The sequence below is a fragment of the Clostridium thermarum genome, assembly GCF_006351925.1.
In the GTDB taxonomy this organism is placed as follows: domain Bacteria; phylum Bacillota; class Clostridia; order Clostridiales; family Clostridiaceae; genus Clostridium_AU; species Clostridium_AU thermarum.
This window is the reverse complement of the sequence record NZ_CP040924.1, coordinates 2,056,376-2,076,334: the sequence shown is the minus strand read 5'-3', so window position 1 is coordinate 2,076,334 and position 19,959 is coordinate 2,056,376. Positions and strand designations below refer to the sequence as shown.

15 protein-coding genes and 1 pseudogene are annotated in these 19,959 nt (G+C 36.4%); 12 read left to right on the top strand and 4 right to left on the bottom strand.

Annotation, left to right across the window (positions count from 1 at the left end; translation table 11 throughout):
• Positions 1-16: 16 nt before the first annotated feature.
• On the bottom strand, positions 17-784 hold the full coding sequence (locus FHY60_RS09490) for an IS91 family transposase (protein WP_423243585.1): 768 nt from the start codon (positions 782-784) through the stop codon (positions 17-19).
• A gap of 54 nt (positions 785-838) precedes the next feature.
• On the opposite strand from FHY60_RS09490, the gene FHY60_RS09485 reads away from it, so the two are divergent.
• The 4 genes from FHY60_RS09485 to tnpC all read left to right on the top strand — a co-directional run bounded on the left by FHY60_RS09485 (position 839) and on the right by tnpC (position 3,740).
• Positions 839-1,273: a transposase gene (locus FHY60_RS09485; protein WP_180375384.1), complete on the top strand. Its 435-nt coding sequence runs from the start codon at positions 839-841 to the stop codon at positions 1,271-1,273.
• Between the two features lie 33 nt (positions 1,274-1,306).
• Entirely contained in the window at positions 1,307-1,615 is a 309-nt protein-coding gene (gene tnpA / locus FHY60_RS09480; protein WP_139902291.1) for an IS66 family insertion sequence element accessory protein TnpA, read from the top strand.
• Positions 1,609-1,965 (top strand): IS66 family insertion sequence element accessory protein TnpB, encoded by a 357-nt coding sequence (gene tnpB / locus FHY60_RS09475; protein ID WP_139902289.1) that lies wholly within the window; start codon positions 1,609-1,611, stop codon positions 1,963-1,965. Before tnpA ends, tnpB begins: the two co-directional genes overlap by 7 nt.
• A gap of 140 nt (positions 1,966-2,105) precedes the next feature.
• Entirely contained in the window at positions 2,106-3,740 is a 1,635-nt protein-coding gene (gene tnpC, locus FHY60_RS09470) for an IS66 family transposase (RefSeq protein WP_139904024.1), read from the top strand.
• 44 nt (positions 3,741-3,784) lie between these two features.
• Here the strand turns inward: tnpC and FHY60_RS09465 are convergent.
• A pseudogene (locus tag FHY60_RS09465) lies at positions 3,785-4,060 on the bottom strand (amino acid permease); the annotation flags it as partial.
• A gap of 580 nt (positions 4,061-4,640) precedes the next feature.
• Between FHY60_RS09465 and FHY60_RS09460 the strand changes: the two are divergent.
• Both FHY60_RS09460 and FHY60_RS09455 read left to right on the top strand, forming a co-directional pair.
• Positions 4,641-5,894 carry a L,D-transpeptidase family protein gene (locus tag FHY60_RS09460; protein WP_243122125.1) on the top strand — a complete coding sequence of 418 codons (1,254 nt, stop codon included), beginning with the start codon at positions 4,641-4,643 and terminating at the stop codon, positions 5,892-5,894.
• A 167-nt stretch (positions 5,895-6,061) separates the two neighbouring features.
• Positions 6,062-7,243 (top strand): serine hydrolase domain-containing protein, encoded by a 1,182-nt coding sequence (locus FHY60_RS09455; protein ID WP_139904740.1) that lies wholly within the window; start codon positions 6,062-6,064, stop codon positions 7,241-7,243.
• Between the two features lie 55 nt (positions 7,244-7,298).
• Here FHY60_RS09455 and FHY60_RS18485 read toward each other — a convergent pair whose 3' ends face one another.
• Complete coding sequence (locus FHY60_RS18485) at positions 7,299-7,433, bottom strand: hypothetical protein (RefSeq protein ID WP_279230378.1); 135 nt, start codon at positions 7,431-7,433, stop codon at positions 7,299-7,301.
• Between the two features lie 90 nt (positions 7,434-7,523).
• On the opposite strand from FHY60_RS18485, the gene xylA reads away from it, so the two are divergent.
• Genes xylA through xylB form a run of 3 tightly spaced genes read left to right on the top strand, consistent with a single transcriptional unit; the run spans position 7,524 to position 11,580 of the window.
• Positions 7,524-8,846, top strand: coding sequence for a xylose isomerase (gene xylA, locus FHY60_RS09450; RefSeq protein ID WP_139904739.1), 1,323 nt, complete (start codon positions 7,524-7,526; stop codon positions 8,844-8,846).
• 34 nt (positions 8,847-8,880) lie between these two features.
• Positions 8,881-10,068 carry an ROK family transcriptional regulator gene (locus FHY60_RS09445; protein WP_139904738.1) on the top strand — a complete coding sequence of 396 codons (1,188 nt, stop codon included), beginning with the start codon at positions 8,881-8,883 and terminating at the stop codon, positions 10,066-10,068.
• 12 nt (positions 10,069-10,080) lie between these two features.
• On the top strand, positions 10,081-11,580 hold the full coding sequence (gene xylB, locus FHY60_RS09440) for a xylulokinase (protein WP_139904737.1): 1,500 nt from the start codon (positions 10,081-10,083) through the stop codon (positions 11,578-11,580).
• Between the two features lie 79 nt (positions 11,581-11,659).
• On the opposite strand, the gene FHY60_RS09435 is transcribed toward xylB, so the two are convergent.
• Positions 11,660-13,189 carry a Kelch repeat-containing protein gene (locus tag FHY60_RS09435; RefSeq protein WP_139904736.1) on the bottom strand — a complete coding sequence of 510 codons (1,530 nt, stop codon included), beginning with the start codon at positions 13,187-13,189 and terminating at the stop codon, positions 11,660-11,662.
• Between the two features lie 219 nt (positions 13,190-13,408).
• Here FHY60_RS09435 and FHY60_RS09430 point away from each other — a divergent pair, with 219 nt between their 5' ends.
• From FHY60_RS09430 to FHY60_RS09420, 3 genes are all read left to right on the top strand, one after another.
• A complete protein-coding gene (locus tag FHY60_RS09430; protein ID WP_139904735.1) occupies positions 13,409-14,584 on the top strand; it encodes a MalY/PatB family protein in 1,176 nt (391 codons plus the stop codon).
• Between the two features lie 201 nt (positions 14,585-14,785).
• On the top strand, positions 14,786-17,083 hold the full coding sequence (locus FHY60_RS09425; protein WP_163216034.1) for a VWA domain-containing protein: 2,298 nt from the start codon (positions 14,786-14,788) through the stop codon (positions 17,081-17,083).
• 18 nt (positions 17,084-17,101) lie between these two features.
• Positions 17,102-19,921, top strand: coding sequence for a tubulin-like doman-containing protein (locus FHY60_RS09420; protein WP_139904733.1), 2,820 nt, complete (start codon positions 17,102-17,104; stop codon positions 19,919-19,921).
• The last annotated feature ends 38 nt before the right edge of the window (positions 19,922-19,959 follow it).

Sequence of the window (19,959 nt, the reverse complement as noted above, 5' to 3'; positions counted from 1 at the left end):
AGTATAGTAAATTGCCTTACTGGGATATTTTAATGCTATTTTTCAAGTTATTAAAGGTACTAAAACTTTGACGCTTACAAATCTTTAACTGTTTAACAAACTTATACAAGTGTATTATTTCTTTAGCCAAAGCATTTTTCTTCCTTGAATATAGACCATACCTTCTAACGCACTTAAAGCCTTTTTTATGAATTTGTTGTACCAGCTTTCCAATGAACGTTAATACATCCAATGTAACTTTTATATGTTCACCGGTATCATGGTCTTCGTACCAAAAGGTTACATTCTCACCATCATAGCTTTCAATTCTATACTCTGCTATCGCAGCTCTTGCAAGATATCTCCCTATGTATTTAGTGGCTTTTTTCATATCTGTAAGGGCTCTGTCTGCATTAACATAAAAACCATCTTTATATACCCTGTACAAGGTACTAATTAATTTTCTAGTTTTATAATCCTTAAAATATTTCTTTATGATATCTAAAACAATTTTTTGCCAAGACTTCCTTAGGTATTCATATGGTATATATTCTACCGGCTTCCACCAGCTATATTTATTGTTAATAGCCCCTTCCGTAACAAGTGCATGCACATGAGGATTCCATTTTAAGTCTCGTCCAAAAGTATGAATTACCGCTATTACACCCACCTCATAACTCTTGCCCTTGTGTTTTTTGTACCAATAGTCAATTACTTGATAGACTCCGTCCATCAGGTCTTTAAGCATCTCTCTTCTTTTATAAAAATAATTTCTAAGTTCCTCAGGTACCCCCTGTGTTAAGATAGTTGTCGTAAGAAGTTATGTGTGATATTCTCGTACAGAGGAGAGATGATTATTATGGCAAGAGAAATTAGAAGATATAGTAAGGAAGAAATAGCCGGGCATGTGGCTAGATTATTCCCACCAGAGAATAAATCTTTAGGAGAGCTATCAATTGAAACAGGGATAAGTAAGTCAACCTTAGCAACATGGAAGAAGAAAGCTGAAAAGGAAAAGGGCCATACTAAACCTAGAAGAAACCTAACCCCTAATGAAAGATTTTTAGTAGTTATGGAGGCTTATAGCCTATCAGAAATTGAGTTATCAAGATACTGCAGGGAAAAAGGTTTATACTACGAAGAAGTTAAATCGTGGATTAGCGCTTGCGCTACTGCCACTGACAAAACAGAAGAGAGAGAGGATATAAAGGAACTAAGAGTGAGCAAAGCAGCAGATGCTAAGGTAAGCGTCAAACTGTCCACACATTTTATGAATATAAATCTTGTGAGATAATACCTCTAGAATAAAATTCCGGAGGTGTTTTTATTGACAAAATTAAATATGGAAGATTGGCAGCAGCTCATTGCTGATTATAGATCTAGCGGCCTTACCGGGCCGGTATGGTGTCAGCAAAAACAATTGAGTATACACAAATTACGCTATTGGATTAACAAATTCAACAAAGCAGAGTTTAAAGAAGAACCAAGACAGCAGTGGGTTTCAGTAAAAACAAATTTATCTATAACAACAACATCTATTACTGTAAAAGTCGGTAAGGCTGAAATTTCAGTTTCGCAAGACTTCGATAAAGAACTCTTTGCAGATGTTGTCCAATCCCTATTAACTTTATGTTAAACCTAAAGCAGACTTCTAATGTATTTTTGGCTGCTGGAAGTACTGATATGAGAAAATCTATTGACGGTCTCGCCATCATCGTTCAGATGAATTTTAAGTTAGATCCATTCTCTGATGCACTTTTTGTATTCTGCAACGCTAAACGCGACAAACTCAAGTTGCTCTATTGGGAGCGGAATGGATTCTGGCTTTACTATCGCCGTTTGGAAAAAGGTCGCTTTAAGTGGCCTAATAATTCTAAAGACAAAGTTATACATGTAACGGAGCGGGAGCTCCGCTGGCTTTTAGATGGACTGGATATTAACCAAAAGGGAGTACATCGTGATATTATGCAGAGAAAAATCATTTGATTTTTTGTGGATAACCCTAAAAAATTCAATCAAAAAGTGGATAATTTCCAACTCTTTAAAACTTCTAAAACCGTTGAAAACACTAGCTTTTTACGACTTTTTTTCTTGATAATTTTGTATGAAAAGTGTATAATATAAGTATGAGTAAAACAGAAGTAAAATCATTTAACTTAGAGAATTACAGTCGTAAAGAGCTAGAGGATGCCTTCATAAAACTCAGCATTGAAAAGGAGCAGGCTGAGCTTAGACTAAAATGGTATGAAGAGCAATACAAGCTCAACAAGCAGAGACTATTTGGTAAATCCAGTGAAAAGAATATAGATGGTCAGATTAACATGCCAATATTTAACGAGGCTGAAAGTGAGCGACAGCCTTTTACTGCTGAGCCTAATTTAGATGATTGTGCAAAGCAACAACAATCTTCATCCAAGGCTAAAAAGCTTAAAGGAAAACGTGAAAAAGATCTTTCAGATCTTCCTAAGCAAATAGTTGAATATAAGCTCTCAGCTGAAGAACAGGTTTGTTCTCAATGTGGCGGTCAACTCCATGAGGTGCGTTCCGAAATCCGCAGAGAGCTGGAGGTCATCCCGGCACAAATTATCGTAAAAGAAATCCACAGCATGATTTATTCCTGTCGGAAATGTGAAAAGGAAGATATAACTGTCCCAATGATTTCGGCGCCAACCCCTAAGCCTGTCATTAAGGGAAGTATAGCATCCTCTTCTATAATAGCATATATCATGACTAGGAAATATGTAGATGCTACTCCTCTTTATAGGCAGGAACAAGAATACAAGCGGCGTGGTTTACCAGTTAACCGTCAAAACATGGCTAACTGGATTATTCGGGCTGCACAAGATTGGCTGAATCCTTTGTACCTGCGTCTACGTAAATACCTTACGGACTATGATGTAGCTCATGCGGACGAAACAGAACTAGAAGTTCTCAATGAGCCGGGCCGTGAGGCCACAACAAGGTCTTATATGTGGATGTACCGTACAGGCAATGGGCATGATCCTATTGTTCTATACGATTATCAGCCATCAAGGGCAGGAGATAATGCCAAAACCTTCTTAAATGGATTTAAGGGTTATCTTCATGTTGATGCCTATGACGGTTATGACAAACTTTTGAAAGATTCCAAAGCCGGCGGTGCCATGGAAGTTACTCTCGTAGCGTGCTTCGCACATGCAAGGAGGTATTTCACTGATACCTTAAAGGCAGTGACTGATAAAGAAAGCTACATGTATACCTCTGCTTATCAAGGAGTCAAATATATTGATGAAATGTTTAAGCTTGAGGAAGAACTATCAAGTTTGTCATCTGAAGACCGGTATGATGAACGCCTTAGCAAACTTAAACCAATGCTAGAGGCTTATTTCTCATGGATTGAAAAGGAACACGCTCTTGCACTACCCAAATCAAGTTACGGGAAAGCTGTCAATTACTCATTCAATCAGAAGGATAAACTGATGAGTATACTCAAAGATGGCAGGCTGGAACTTAGCAATAACCGCGCCGAAAGGGCAATAAAGCCATTTGTCATTGGGAGAAAAAATTGGCTGTTCGCCAATACTCCGCAGGGAGCAAAGGCAAGTGCAGTTACTTATAGTATTATTGAAACTGCAAAGGAAAATGATCTTAATCCTTTTGAATACTTAAAATACTTATTTGAGCAGTTTCCAAATGTTGATATAAATGATTCTGAAGTTTTAGATTCTTTATTGCCTTGGTCATCTACCTTACCTAAATACTGTAAATCAAAACAAGTATAGCAGAGTCCCCATCTGAATAATAGGTGGGGACTATTTTACGCTTACAGATAATAGGCATACTTTTTACCTAGTGAATTCTCCGCATAGTCAACAATCCCGTTTACATGCTCGTAGCGGGTTGCCAAGATTGAAAATGTATAGGCACATACGATCATTATGGCTCCACCAATAAGCCAAGCTAAGATACCTAGGGAGAGATTGCCTCCTGTAGCTGTAAGTACCTTTTCTGCCTTGAAAAACACCCCGCTTCCGATAACTATGCCCACAACCATAGCGATAGCAGTAATAAGTCCATATTTTTTGCTAAGTTTAGAATCCAAATACATCCCTTCTTTCTCAAATTCATCCTATTTTGTTGTTTTGACATAATTGTATATAGTAATTATATATTGGCTGCATTATAACATACAATATTAATATTTTTAAAGTTTTTTTGACGACGTAGGAGATTTAATGAAGAAAAATATTAGGCGGTACCTAAACAATGAGGTTTACTCCAAAAATAAGTAGGTAAATACTTCTGGGGGATGGGACAAGCTATTTGATAGGGAGCAAGTTTAATACCTACAGTCTTTTTAAGAAAGGAGATCAAAATGGAATTTTACTACATATTTTAGTAAACAACATTTTACCTATCTTTATTTAAGTATGCTAGGACCCTTATATACACTTGAAAATATGTAATAAATATAGAATTCAATCATATTATTAATTAGTTATTATGTTAAAAATCATTTGTGAAAGGTCCAAATTGACATGGAGAAGGCAAAATTAAAAAAGTTATTTAACAATAAAATATTTGGAAATATTATAATTTTCATAGCTATTATTATTTTTATATATTTAGCAGGTTCAATTTACTTTGCAAGTCATTTCTTTTTTAATACTGTAATAAACGGAGTGGACGTGTCGTTAAAGGCAAAGGGAAAAGTATTGGAATTAATAAAAAAGCAAAATGAAGCTTACGAACTTGAGTTGGTAGAAAGAAATAATGAAATAGAAAGGATATCCGGGCGTGAAGTAGGACTGAAAATGAATGAAATAAGTAGTGTTTCAGAGGTGGTCCGCAGTCAAAATGGATTTATGTGGCTAAAATCCATTAGTGTACCACATATATATTACTTGGAGAGTCTATTTGCATATGATGAAGAACTTATGAAAAATAAAATAAATAGTTTAAAATGTCTAAACAACATAATAATCGAACCTGTGGATGTTGGTTTTGAATACTCAAAGGGGAAATATACACCTAAGAGGGAGGTATATGGAAATAAAATAAATAAAGATAAACTAATTGAAACTATAAAAACATATATTTTAAAAGGACAGAAAAAATTAGATTTAAATGAAAATCGGTGCTATGAAAATCCAAGATTCACCATAGATTCTGAAAAAACAACCGAAACCTTAAAACTATTGAATAAATATGTCTCCGCAAAGATTACATATGTTTTTGGAGAAGAAAAGGAGTTTATTGATGGGAATACAATAAACCAATGGCTCAAGGTAGATGAGAACTTGGATGTAATAATAGATAGAGCAGCAGTAAAAAAGTATGTACAAGCACTAGGAGAAAAATATGACACGGTGGGAAAAACCAGGAACTTTGAAACTTCCTTAGGAAAAATAGTTCAGGTCAAAGGTGGATCTTACGGCTGGAAAATTGATACTAATGCCGAAAGTAAGGCATTGATGGAAAACATTAAGCTGGGAGAGATATTTGAAAAAGAACCCCTATATCTTCAAAAGGCCTTCTCCAGAGATGGTGATGAAATAGGTAATACCTATGTGGAAATTAATATAACAAGGCAAAGGTTATGGTTTTACAAGGATGGAAGACTTATAGTACAAGGGGCTGTTGTGACCGGCAATCCTTACAAAGGAAATGCTACAAAGGTTGGAGTCTTCATGCTGAATTATAAGCAAAAGGATACAATTTTGAGAGGGGCAGATTACGAAGCTGAAGTTACTTACTGGATGCCCTTTTATGGCAATATGGGAATACATGATGCAAGTTGGAGACATGTTTTTGGAGGTGAAATATACAAGAGAAATGGGACACATGGCTGTGTAAATGTACCATTATACATAGCAAAAAAAATATTTGACAATATAGAAGACGGAACACCAATTATCTCGTATGAAGAAGAATGATAGTATTTGAACATAATCTTAAAAGGAGAGAAAAATGTACTTATTAATTAGGATGCCCTTTTGGAGGCATCTTTTATTTCAGAAAAATATTGTACTTCATATCTACTATGAAATTTATATGTGGTATAATCATTTACAATACATTATTTAACAGAGGTGAAATTAATATGTTGGATAATAAGGCTATTACACAAATAAAAAAGGTATTAAGGGATAGTATCCAAAACAACGAATTAGCTGGCGGTAACCTGATGATTATAAAAGGTGGTAATGAAATATTTTATCATGAAGATGGGTTTGCCGACAGGGAAGTAAAGCTTCCAATAAAAAGAGACTCTATTTTTAGACTATATTCAATGACCAAACCCATTACAGCAGCGGCAGCAATGATATTATTAGAACGGGGAGAAATTGAACTGTTTGACCCAGTAAGTAAATACCTTTCCGGCTTTAAGAATCAGAGGGTTTATGAAGGCGGCGCTTTGGAAACGATTAGAAATGAAGTAACTCTAAAGGACTTACTTTCCATGACCTCTGGATTGGTATATCCGGGAGACCATAGGCCCGGGCAGGAGACAGGAGAAGTGTTTAAAGAAATAGAGGGGAGGCTTTTCACGGATAATCCCATGACAACTTTAGAAGCAGTAAATAAACTGGGTAAATGTCCACTTTTATTTCATCCAGGTACCTACTGGGAGTATGGTACTTCTGCGGACGTCTTGGGAGCAGTTATAGAAGTTGTCACCGGTAAAAGCTTTGGCAAATTCTTAAGGGATGAGATCTTTACCCCCCTCAATATGATTGATACGGATTTTTGGGTTCCGGAAGAAAAAAGGCACCGACTAGTGAAAATCTATGCAGCTGACGGAAAGGGCGGTCTTACACCTTATGCCGGAAACCATTTGGGCATAAACAATAAGATGGATAGAAAGGCTGCCTTTGAATCAGGAGGTGCAGGACTTGCTTCCACTATAGACGACTATGCAAAATTTGCTAAGATGCTTATGAATGGCGGAAGCCTAGAGGGGGTTCAGATATTACGTACCAAAACAGTGAACTACCTCACAACAGCAATCTTAAATTCAGCCCAGCAAAAGGGCTTTGATAACTGGCTTACCTTTGCAGGCCACAGTTACGGTAACCTGATGCGTATAATGACCGACTGCAACAAAGCAGGTACTCTGGGAAGTGTTGGTGAGTACGGCTGGGATGGTTGGCTTGGTGCATATTTCTGCAATAGTCCAAAAGATGATTTAACTTTCTTATTTATGATGCAGAAAACTGATACTGGAACCTCATCCCTTACAAGGAAGCTGCGCAACATTATTTTTAGTGTATTGAGCGATTAAGGCTAAAAACTATAGAAGAAGAGATATATTATAGAATTATAGTATCTCTCTTTTTTTATACTTTTAATCTTGGTACACTTCTTTCAATTAGATCCCAAGTCCTTTTTCCTAGTTCAACATCCTTTGTTATTCGTGAAATTGAGGCTTCTTCTGAACATACTAAGGAAATATAAAACATTTTAAAAAACATTTAAAATGTTGTTGAAAAAGTTTTGCTTATATAGTATTATTTAATTAGAAGCTTTGAAAACAATTTCTAAGCAAAAATGGAGGAATAAAAATGAAAGAGTATTTTGTAAATGTGCCCTTCATAAAATATGAAGGAAAAGATTCAAAGAATCCTTTTGCTTTTAAGTATTATAATCCTGATGAAGTTGTAGGCGGAAAGACAATGAGAGAGCACCTTAGATTTACATTGTCCTACTGGCATACACTAACAGCTAATGGAGCAGATCCATTTGGTTCAGGAACATATGAAAAACCATGGGACGGAGAAACAGATCCTATAAAGCTTGCAAAAATAAGATTAGAAGCTGCTTTTGAACTTATGAACAAGCTAGGTATAGATTATTTTGCCTTCCATGATAGAGACATAGCACCAGAAGGAAAAGATCTAGCGGAAACAAATGCAATTCTTGATGAAATAGTTGCCTATGCTAAAGAGTTAATGGCTAAATACAACAAGAAGTTGCTTTGGGGAACTGCTAATATGTTCACAAATCCAAGGTTTGTGCATGGAGCTGCAACTTCCTGCAATGCAGATGTTTTTGCCTTTGCAGCAGCTCAGGTTAAAAAAGCTCTGGAGGTTACTAAAGAGCTAGGCGGAGAAAACTATGTATTCTGGGGTGGTAGAGAAGGTTACGAAACTCTACTTAACACAGATTTAAAATTAGAACAGGACAACTTAGCTAGATTCTTCCACATGGCAGTAGATTATGCTAAGAAGATTGGTTTCACAGGACAATTCCTAATAGAACCAAAGCCGAAGGAACCAACAAAGCATCAATATGACTTTGATGTAGCTACTGTATTAGCCTTCTTAAGAAAATATGATTTAGATAAGTACTTCAAGATGAACATAGAAGCAAACCATGCAACACTAGCAGGACATACTTTCCAGCACGAAGTTGCTATGGCAAGAATTAATGGTGTACTTGGAAGCCTTGACATAAATCAGGGAGATCCAAATTTAGGCTGGGATACAGACCAGTTCCCAACTAATATTTATGACGCAACTCTACTAATGTATGAAGTATTAAAGAATGGTGGAATTGCTCCTGGTGGACTTAACTTTGATGCTAAAGTTAGACGTGCTTCCTTTGAAGCAGAAGACCTATTCCTTGGCTATATCGCAGGTATGGATACTCTTGCTAAGGGCTTAAAGGTTGCACACAAGATGCTTGAAACCGGTGAGTTTGAAAAAGTTGTTGAAAATAGATATAGCAGTTTCTCCGATGGAATCGGTAAGGATATAGTAGAAGGTAAGGTTGATTTTGAAGCTCTAGAGAAGTATGCACTAGCTCACAGCGAAATCAAGAACAAGTCCGGTAAACAGGAACTATTAGAAGCTAGATTGAATCAATATATATTTAACGAAGAATAGTGTAAAATAATGTAGAGGCTATTGCCTCTACATTATGTTTATAAGTGGTGATGAAATGCTGGTAATAGATCATAGTGATATAAAGACTAATAATAAGAAGCGAATTATAAAGCTATTATCCATGGAAAGAGAACTTACTAAGCTGGATATTTCAAGAAAACTGGATATCAGCATCCCTACGGTTACTACCATTGTGGGAGAATTAATGGAAGAGGGACTGGTAGAAGAAGCTGGAATGGCAAATTCTACTGGGGGGAGAAAGCCGATGATTATTAGATTCTTACCTGACTCCAGATATAGCATTGGTATTGATTTAGGCAGGGATTATATAAGAGCAGTACTTACAAATTTAGACAGCAAGATCCTTAAGGATAAGACCTGTGAACTTAATGTAATAAGTGAAACTGAGGTGCTCAGTGTAATTAAGAGGCTTATTGAAGAAGTGATTGCTGAGGAAAATGTAAAAGATAAACTTTTGGGAATAGGGCTTTCACTGCCCGGTACTGTTAATGAAGAGGATTTAAAGTTAGAGGTTGCAACTAATTTCAGACTTAGAAATATCTCTTTCAAAGAGCTATATTCGCACTTTAATCTACCAATTTATTTAGAAAATGAAGCTAATGCCGGTGCTCTTGCAGAATCAAAGCTTGGGATAGCCAAGGATTTAAGCAACCTTATATATATATCCATAACTGAGGGTATCGGTGGAGGCATTTTTATCAATAATTATATGTACAAAGGTAAGGACCGTAGAGCAGGAGAAATTGGCCATATGTGTATAGCCAAAGACGGAAGGCAGTGCAATTGTGGAAGAAGGGGCTGCTGGGAGACTTATGCTTCTAATCGTGCTCTGATTAAGTCCTACAATGAAAAAAGCGGTAGTATGATAAAGCATGTAGATGAGATTTTGAAAAGGTATAAAGCAGAAGATAAAATCGCAGTTGAGGTGGTTGATGAATATTTGGATAATCTAGCAGAAGGCATACAGAGCTTGCTTTTCATCTTCAATCCTGACTATATAATAATTGGCGGTGAAATAAGCAAGCATTCGGATATCTTCAGTGAAAAGCTATCAAAAATAATACTGCGTAATAATGAGTTTTATTCTGAAGGTGATGTACACATTTTATTTTCACGGTTAGGAGAGGATTCTAACATTTTGGGTGCATCGCTGATACCAATTTTAGACAGTTATGGATTCACAAATATTAATATTAAGTAAGGAGTGTTCACTATGAGTTTTTTAGGGATAGATTTAGGTACATCCTCAGTAAAAATAGTGGTTATGGACGATGCTGGTAAAGTTACGGCATCAATTTCTAAGGACTATGATGTCAGTTACCCAAAGATAGGGTGGGCAGAGCAAAATCCTGAGGATTGGTGGAATGCTACACAGTCCGGTATCAAAGAGCTGATAAGCAAAAATAACATAGAAGGCGCCAGCATAAAGGGCATAGGCTTAAGCGGGCAAATGCACGGCCTTGTACTCCTAGATAAAGACTGTAATGTACTTAGACCAGCTATACTTTGGTGTGATCAGAGAACTCAAGAAGAGTGCGACTATTTAAACAATGAAATAGGACAAGAAAAAATATCAGAGTATACCGGTAATATGGCTTTAACTGGCTTTACTGCGCCAAAACTCCTATGGGTTAGAAAACATGAGAAGGATTTATTTGATAAAATAGCCCATGTTCTTCTACCTAAGGATTACATTAACTATAAGTTAACCGGTGAATTTGCTACCGATGTATCCGATGCTTCTGGAATGTTAATGTTGAATGTGAAGGAAAGAAAATGGTCTAAGGAAATGCTTGAAATACTAGGAATCAGCGAAGATGTACTGCCTAAGGTTCATGAGTCCTGGGAAGTTATAGGTAAGCTGCAAAAAGAAGTGGCCGAATATACTGGCCTTACAGAAGAAACTGCAGTTGTAGGCGGTGCAGGAGACCAGGCAGCAGGTGCAGTTGGAACCGGTGTAGTTAAGAGCGGTATCTTATCAGCAGCCATGGGAACCTCTGGTGTGGTTTTTGCCAGCAGTGATAAATATGAGGTTGATGCTGATAACAGACTACATTCCTTCTGCCATTCCAACGGAAAGTGGCATCAGATGGGAGTTATGCTTTCCGCAGCAGCTTGCTTGAAATGGTGGGTAGAAGAAATAAATGTGGACACTGATGGAGATGCCTTTGAAAAACTATTAGAAGAGGCTTCAAAATCGCCGGTTGGAAGTAACGGCGTTATCTTCCTGCCATATCTAATGGGAGAGAGAACACCATACAGTGATCCAAACGCTAAAGGGGTATTCTTTGGCCTCAATGTTACAACTACCAGAGCAGATATGACCAGAGCAGTATTGGAAGGTGTATGCTATGGGCTGAGAGATTCCTTGGAAATACTAAAGAGTCTTAATGTGCCCGTAGAAGCAGTAAGAGTAAGCGGAGGCGGGTCAAAAAGTCCTCTTTGGAGGCAAATTTTAGCTGATATCTTTGGCGTAAAAGTTCAGGTTATAAATTCAAAAGAAGGTCCTGCTTATGGTGCAGCCATCCTGGCAGCAGTTGGCTGTGGCTTATACAAAACTGTAGATGAAGCATGCGAAAATCTTATACAGGTTACATCTTCAGTAGATCCGATAAGTGAAAATACTGAAAAGTATGATCATTACTATAAGATCTATAACAGTTTATATCCAATATTAAAGGACTCCTTTAAGGAATTAAGTAAATTACAATAATTAAAATTATACACAGTAAAAGCAAATATTTTATACTGAGGGTATCTCTATGTTGTAGAGATACCCCTTTGTCGTCTAATCATAATGCATGACAAGGAATTAAATCTTTTGGTAAAAATTGCTGGATAACTGGTAGGTTATCGCTCAATAGCTTGTAGTAATCAGTTATGATTTGCTTTGCTCTCCATAGGCTTGCATAGTGGTTGCCCCTGCAAGGCCTTGTTGGGCAATCTCCAATGCAATCAGTTCTCCAAACCTCACATCCTTGGAAGGGATTAGCAGTTCCAAGATATAGGTCATTGTAGGTGTCTACATAAAGGATTCTTGCGCCATAGTTGTTTGGATTACAAAGACCGTTTAGGAAAATAGTATCGAAATGAATACCATCATCAGAAACATACAAGTCAAAGCCGAATGGATATCTTATAGCTCTCAAAATTAGAATTACTGCTCTGTAAATACCAATTAACAGATTGGTTGTAGTTTCTCCGATTATATTGTTGAGTTCAGCCCTGTTGGCCAAGAGGGTTGTCAGTATTACTTCCATGTTGCTGGAATCATCAAAGGTGCTTATAAGCAGCTTATCTTGATATTCTTGTATCTGCCAAGCATATACATTGAATGGATTGTTGAAGCCGGATCCAAGACCGGACAGACTGCGCTGATTTTCTGCATCAGGATTTAAGAATGCTATCAGCGGATTTCCACCCACAACCAAATCCCATCTGTCAGACTTATCTATTCTGATTATATCACAGCCTTGTGGTATAGCCCATGACAATGGCAATTCTTTAGTTGCACTGACATAGAGATAATTCCTGAATACGCCCATTGCCAAGGTATAGACATTTGCAGGATTTCCGAAGCCCCTGTCAGCGATCAGTGTCCAATCATTTAGTCTTGGTTCTGTTCCGTTTGTTCTCCATACTTGAGCACCTTGGTCGGTACTGGTTGCTACATACAGTCTGTTATTAAATACTGCCATATTGGTAATAAAACCTACAGGGTTCCTGGCTGGGTCATAGTCAGGTGAACTATAATCTGTCACAAGCTGCCAGGGATAAAATTCAGGATCTTCACTGCTGTAAAGAAGTGGTGTTGGACTTGGATTTGCTTCATCTAAAGTGGCAACATATAATTTACCGTTGTGTACTACCATTGCTCTTGAAGAGGTTCCCTGTAAAACAGTATCTGGTAGTATAAACCAATTTATTCCGTTAGTACTCTTTAATATTTGTACCCTAGGAGCGAAAGCTGCTGCATAAAGGGCTGTTCTGCCTCCAAGTGGGTTATGCCTGATCATATATCTGAAACCGGTAATGCCTGAATCAACCGGGGCTTTATAAACTTTTTCCCAAGGAAGATAGGCGCTTTTCTTTCTTCTCCATATTTCAGCAAGGTTGTCTACAATTCCAGGGTCAATCAAGTCAGGGATCTGAGCTTGTGGCTGAATAGCCCTGATAATATTGTATAGAATGTTTCTACCAGTACCAACATATATATAATCGCCTAAATCACTCATGGACCAAGCATAGTTATTTTGCCTTGCATTGGTTAAGTCCTCACTGTCAAAACCATTTGTAGGTGCGAAGTCGCGAAAATTATACAAAGTTACTCCTCCTTCTACAGTTATTAATAGCTTGTTCTACTAGTAATATATGATACTATGCAAAAATTGTTGCCAGATTATATATGTTCATAGTGAATTAGTTATTATATTGTAGAAAATATTTAAATTGTTACTGTTATTTGAAGGTAAAAATATGATAAAATCATAGAAAATATATATTTATTCGACGGGATTGGTATTATAAAGGGGGTATAGGATTTGAAGTATGATTTTAATAATATAGTAAAAAGAAAAAATACAAAGTCTATAAAATGGGATCTGGCCGATGAATCTGTACTGCCCATGTGGGTAGCCGATATGGACTTTGAAGTACCGTATGCTGTCAGAGAAGCCATAATAAATAGAGCTGAACATGCTGTTTATGGCTATACGAAAACTGACAATGGTTACTTTGAGAGCATAATAAACTGGTGGAAAAGAAGATATAACTATTTGATCAAAAAGGAGTGGATTAGATATTCACCGGGGGTAGTCCCGGCAATACATATGCTCATAAGAGCTCTTACTGAACCAGGAGATAAGGTAGTGATTCAAACTCCTGTTTACCATCCCTTTTTTTCTGCTATAAAGAATAACAGTTGTGAGCTTGTAGAAAATCCACTAAAGTTTGAGAATGGCAGATATACTATGGATTTGCTAGATTTGCAATCAAGGTTAAAGGATCCCAAAGTAAAGGTGATGATTCTTTGCAGTCCTCATAATCCGGTGGGTAGAGTCTGGACAAAAGATGAGTTGACTAGGCTCGGTGAGCTTTGTATTGAGAATAACGTAATTGTTATAGCTGATGAAATACATTGTGATCTGGTTTATAAAGAATATGTGCATATTCCTTTTCCTTCAATAAGTGAAGAGTTTGCTGAAAACGCCATATTATGTATTGCTCCAAGCAAGACCTTTAATATAGCGGGAATCCAAGCTTCCTCAGTAGTAATTAAAAATGATACTTTACGTCGAAAATTCGATCAAATGCTACAATCCATTGGTGGTCTGTCACCAAATATTTTTGCCATGGAAGCAACGGTAGCGGCATATAACCACGGAGAACAATGGTTGGATGAATTGCTGGATTACTTAAAGGGAAATCTAGACCTCTTAACAGAATTTATCTCAGAAAATATTCCGCAGATGAAGGTTATCAAACCTGAAGGAACTTATTTGATTTGGATGGATTGCAGGGAATTAGGCCTAAGCCCCGGTGAACTTAATAGCTTTTTCTTAAAACAAGCTAAGGTTTGGTTCAACGAAGGTAAAATCTTTGGCCGTGGTGGAGATGGCTTCATGAGAATAAATATAGCTTGCCCAAGGAGCATTATTGAAGAGGGGCTATGGAGAATATACAAGAGTTATAAGACTCTTCAGGGAAATAACTTTTAGAATAACAAAAATATAGGTTCATTTTATAGAAACCCTGTAGCAAAGGTTAGGCCGTGCTGCAGGGTTTTTTAGTGGTCAGTCTCATGATAGGATGGAGAAAATCAGCTTTTAATATTAAAAGCTATTCATTGGCTACTTTTGTTCTAAATATGCTTTATAAATCAATATATTAATAATGAGTATTTTTCCGGAGGGACATTGGTGAAGACCTATAAAAAATTTTTAATTATTCTTACTGCGCTTTTCTTTGTCGGAGCAATACCAGTTAATATAATCAGGGCTAAAGAAAGTGAAAAAAACATAATTGTACTTATAGATAACTCTGGAAGCATGATCAAAAATGACAATACTCGTCTATCCCTGGTATCTGCAGCTATGTTGATTGATGCGGTGGATTTAAATATGACTAAGCTAAACATAATAGCTTTCGGTGATAAAGTTACCTATGTAAAGAAGTTGGTGGAAAGACCTACAGCAGAAGAACTTAAGGATGCAGTTAACTCCATTAAATATGATAATCAGTATACCAATATGAAACAAGGCTTGGAAGAGGCTTTGGACCAGCTTAAGGAGGTTGAGGGAGAGAAGTACATAATACTTCTATCTGATGGCAGGGAAGAGGTTCCCGGTGAATCGAAAGAAGAGCATGAAAGAAAGTTGAATTCCTTATTAAAGACAGCACAAGATATGAAGGTTAGGATAAATACCATTGGTCTATCAGAGGAGTCAGATAAAGAAACCCTAGCCCAGCTTGCTAATATGACCTTAGGCGACTATTTTTTTGCACAAAACGCTGCTGTTGTCTTTGATGCCTTTAGCAATATTTTCGGGACTATAAATGGTTATTATACCATTGACCGTTTTAATACAAGCAGTAATATGCAAAGGGTAGTTAAAATAAGTTCACTTATTGAAGAGCTTGTGATTAATGTAATTTCAACTGATGAGAACTTTCCTATGGTTAATGTCACCAATGACAACAATGAAAATTTCGAATATAAATCAGGAGACCGGTATAAAATCTACAGCCTGAGAAACGATATCAACCATAAGAATAATACTATTAGGATAAAGTCGGATGATGAAAATGAAAGTTTGGTACTTGTTCAAATAAAAAGCAAGGCAGAAATCAAGGTGGACTCTGCTAGTGATAATTTTGAAATACCATATAAAGTTCCTCTGAAGCTAAAGGCAGAGCTCATAATGGATAGACAAATTAATGACCTCCAGCTTTATACTATAGATGATGGGCAAAACAAGCTCATAGAAAAAAACGGACCTGCCTTTGAGTTTACCATTGATAAAGATAAGCCAGGCTATTACCCCTTGTTTTTTATTGCTTGCGATGGAAATGGCAACATCATTGCTGGTAAGTATCTTAATATCACTGTAACTGACAAAGTGCCCTTTAACTATAGCTCACCTTTGATTAGTCCTATATATGTTGACAATAATGTAGAAGTAACACTTAGTCAGTTGGATGATACGAAAATTAAAGAGGCAGCAGGAGATATTTTTATATTGTATGAGGAAGATGTGGAACCCATTACCTTTCCCTTAAACTTTGAGAAAAATTACTTGCAGGCAAGTATAAAATTTTTTAAGAGCGGATCAGTTAAGCTCTCTGCCCAAATTAGAGGTATTAAGGAAGAGGGGGATGAACCTTTCTTCTATTACCTGCCTTCAATTACTTTGGAAACTATTGAAAAGCCCATAATTGAGTTTGAAAGTACAGATTATAAAAAGCCTATTAAGGAGAATAGTAATTTTCAACTTATTCTTAAGATTACTAAAAATGAGATAGAGAAAGAAGAAAAAATGCTCCTATACGATCAAAAAAGTAAGCTGATCAAGGATTTTACAGTAAAACCGAAGGACACCCAGGTAACACTGGATTTAGGTATCTTGGAAGAAGGAGAAAATCATAAGTTTCAAATAAAATCAGAAAATGTGGACGTAATTATTGGAAATTCTGAAATCTCTACAAATCTGGTGGTTCTCTCTAAAACAGAATACTTTTGGTACAAGTATAGAGCATTTGTGTTTATTATAATAGCTGTACTAATTTTAATTGTTGAAACAATACTTCTTTGCCTTTACAAATACAAAATTGGAGTTGAAGCTTACAGCATTAACAAGGAAGTAGAGGTTTGTATCTCAACACAGAAAGTGAAGCAAGGGGCAAACATATACTTGAGCCCAGAAAATTGTACTGCCTATCTGAATGTGATTAATAACAGTATATATGTAAGTGATGAGGAAGATAGGGAACATTCCATAGGTTATTTTTTATTGAAGGTACCAAAGGGAAATAGGATCCTTGTAGGAATGAATTATCTACTGAAAGGCGAAGAAATGTTTGAACTGTGTTATAGAGCTATGTCAGAGCAAAATACAATAGAAGGAACGCCTATTTCTGAGATAGACTATAGGCCTGGCGAAGAGATAATTGCTAAGTCACTTATAGGCAACAAAACTATAAAAATATATCTCTATTAATCACGAGGAGGTAAGATAATGAAATATCCAAAAGCTCCAAAGGAGATTCTGCCTGCGTTAATCATAGGACTTGGTGGAACAGGATACCAGGTTATAAAAAGATTGAAAAAACTGTTCAGTAAAAGATATAACAATGAAAAGCTGCCGGTGAGGTACCTATTGATAGACACTGACTTAAAAACTTTTTTAGATGACAGTATAAAAAACAGCGAGAAGTGTCAGTTGAAGTTTGGGGAAGGGATAAAGAATACATTGGATTGGGCCTATAATAACCCAAACTTTGATTGGCTGCCTCAGAATCCAAAAATAACTCCGGATTTTTTTACATCTACTGACCAAGGGGCAGGCCTCGTAAGGCCCATAGGGAGAATGTACCTATATAAAAATGCTAAACTCGTTTATGACTGTTTACAGACGGCAAAAAATGACTTGGCTGATCTGCATAAGCTCTTGACAGAAAACGAGGAAATCAACCTGGAAAATATCGATAGACACAAGGTTTATATAGTAGGCTCTTTAGCGGGTGGTACAGGATGTGGTACTTTTCTTGACGTAGCAGTAATGATTTCAAAAATATTTAATAGGGATACAACAAACATAATTGGAATTTTTACTTTGGAAAGTTGTTATGATGAGAAGTTATCCTCTGACTTAGATGCCCAAAACAGAAGCAAGGCTAACTGTTATGCAGCCCTAAAAGAACTGGAATTTTACATGTCTTCTATTACCAATCCTTCAGACAGTAAATACACTTTTAAATACAGTAATGTAGGAAAAATAAAACTGGATAGAAAGCTGCTGGACATCTGCTATCTTATAGAGAATAGAAATGAATCCGGTGGAGTGCTTACCAACATAGAGGATATATATGATTTATGTTCGCTGCAGCTGTTTCAAGAGGTTGGTACAGCCTTAGGTTCACAGCTAAGGGCAGACTATGCCAACTTCATATGCAAGGACAAAGATCCCGTTCTAAAGAAAGATAGGCATTTTAGCACCTTTGCCTCCTCTTCTATGGAATTTCCCGCAGAAAACCTAAAGAAATACTGTTCTTTGATGTTAGCAAAAGAGCTGTTAAACAAAATGAGAAATGACATAAGAATTGAAGAAAAGATTCTAAATGAAGAGATCGACCCTTTAATAAAAAAGATTAACTGCATGCTTGAGATAGATGAAATTTGTGAAAATTTTGCCTTCAGGTCAAAGATAGGATCTAATCCCACAGTAAATGAATTGATAAGCAAAAAGAATAACCTGATGAGAGTGGAAAATGACGCCAGAGAGAAGGAAAATAGGTGGAAACAGAGCAAGGAAAGGGCAAGGGAAGATATAAAAAATATAATGAGAGATTACATTAACGAGACTACAGTACGTTATGGCATTAAGTTTGTAATGAGGGTTTTAGAAGAAGTAAAAACAAGATTTACCAATGAACTTGAAGAGGTTAATTATACCGGCAGTCTTGACAGAAGCTCTATTGAAGCTGCTATCAATGAATTAAATAGTAAGATAAAAGAAAACAAAAGGACTAGAGAGACAAAACAAAAACAGGCAGTTGAAATAACCACGAAGTTTAATCTGCTTATAGATCAGATGCAGAATAAAATCATGAAAATGGTTTACTCTGACAGACTTGAGGCAGTCATGGAGAATATAAAGAATATCAATGACAGATTTGATATTTTAGTTAGTCACATTGGAGATATGATCAACGAAATAGATGTACGTATAAAAAAGATTAGTGATCAGAGTGAGAAGAAGTATGGCGGCAATATTGTATCCAGAGAAATGATATCAAGAAAATTTTATGATAGGTACTACAATTCAAATTTCTCTTACAACTTCATGAATAGAGTAAAATCAATGTTTGTTGACAAAAATTTAATAGAAGTAATTGAAAGTGGTTCTGAAGAGCTGATTAACTTATGTAACGATGAATATGAAAAAGTGGAGGGCAATAAAAACTTGAACATCATTGAGGTACTTAAAGAAAATGCAAAAGAGAAAAATGAAGATTTTGAAAGTTATATGAGAAAAGAGCTAAATATTACTTCAAAACTTGCTAATCCTTTTTGGTCGGCCGTAAAAAATCCCGAAGTTTCGTGGACAGAATGCTTCTATATTGGATGTATCAGAGATGAGAGTATAAATAATGGCTTTACAATCAAGCCACCTGCTGCAATAGATAGCTGGATCAGAAATCAAACCGGTGAGCGGTCAAGATGGGCTAGGTATGTAGAAACCAGAAATCCCTACTCAATAGATGTAATTCATATTACTATGGGGGCTTGTGCTGCATACTTACCGGATATTAAGAACTACAAGGCCTGCTATATGAAGCTGCTAGCTTCTGAAACATACCCTCTTCACCTTCATCAGGACTATATTGGACTGGAAGAGTTGGATCAGGATATGGAGGAGATGTTAAAATATTATTCCCTTGCGAAAGCCTTTGGTGTAATTTTGCAAGCAGGAGGAACTTCCTATTTAAATATCATAAGAGAAGGCAATGGCTTTAAGTATATAAACAAAGTGGATAACTGTCTCGATTATAAAGAATATTTTATGGATAAGCCAGAGGATGAAGGAGATGAAGTTTCAAAGAAAGTAAGTATGAGAATCCTTGGAAACAGTTATTCCGAAACCATCAGAAAAATAAGTGAAAACAATGAAATCAGCTTGCTGATAAGGGAATTTATTAAAGATGCTGAAGGCAACTTTAGCAAGGAAGAGTTGAAAAAACACTGTGAAATGTATCTCAAGAATAAAGTATCAGGCAATAGTGATAAGGACTTTATCGCTGAGCAAAAGATAGATCAAAGATTTATTGCTAACTGATACCCATATACTAGACAATGGTCTTAGTGCATTAGGTA

Excerpts from the sequence above, each read along its gene's own strand:
- xylA (WP_139904739.1), top strand. The coding sequence starts at position 7,524 with ATGAAAGAGTATTTTGTAAATGTGCCCTTCATAAAATATGAAGGAAAA.
- xylB (WP_139904737.1), top strand. The coding sequence starts at position 10,081 with ATGAGTTTTTTAGGGATAGATTTAGGTACATCCTCAGTAAAAATAGTG.
- FHY60_RS18485 (WP_279230378.1), bottom strand. The coding sequence starts at position 7,433 with ATGTTTTTTAAAATGTTTTATATTTCCTTAGTATGTTCAGAAGAAGCC.
- tnpC (WP_139904024.1), top strand. The coding sequence starts at position 2,106 with ATGAGTAAAACAGAAGTAAAATCATTTAACTTAGAGAATTACAGTCGT.
- FHY60_RS09455 (WP_139904740.1), top strand. The coding sequence starts at position 6,062 with ATGTTGGATAATAAGGCTATTACACAAATAAAAAAGGTATTAAGGGAT.
- FHY60_RS09485 (WP_180375384.1), top strand. The coding sequence starts at position 839 with ATGGCAAGAGAAATTAGAAGATATAGTAAGGAAGAAATAGCCGGGCAT.
- FHY60_RS09445 (WP_139904738.1), top strand. The coding sequence starts at position 8,881 with ATGTTTATAAGTGGTGATGAAATGCTGGTAATAGATCATAGTGATATA.
- tnpB (WP_139902289.1), top strand. The coding sequence starts at position 1,609 with ATGTTAAACCTAAAGCAGACTTCTAATGTATTTTTGGCTGCTGGAAGT.
- FHY60_RS09420 (WP_139904733.1), top strand. The coding sequence starts at position 17,102 with ATGAAATATCCAAAAGCTCCAAAGGAGATTCTGCCTGCGTTAATCATA.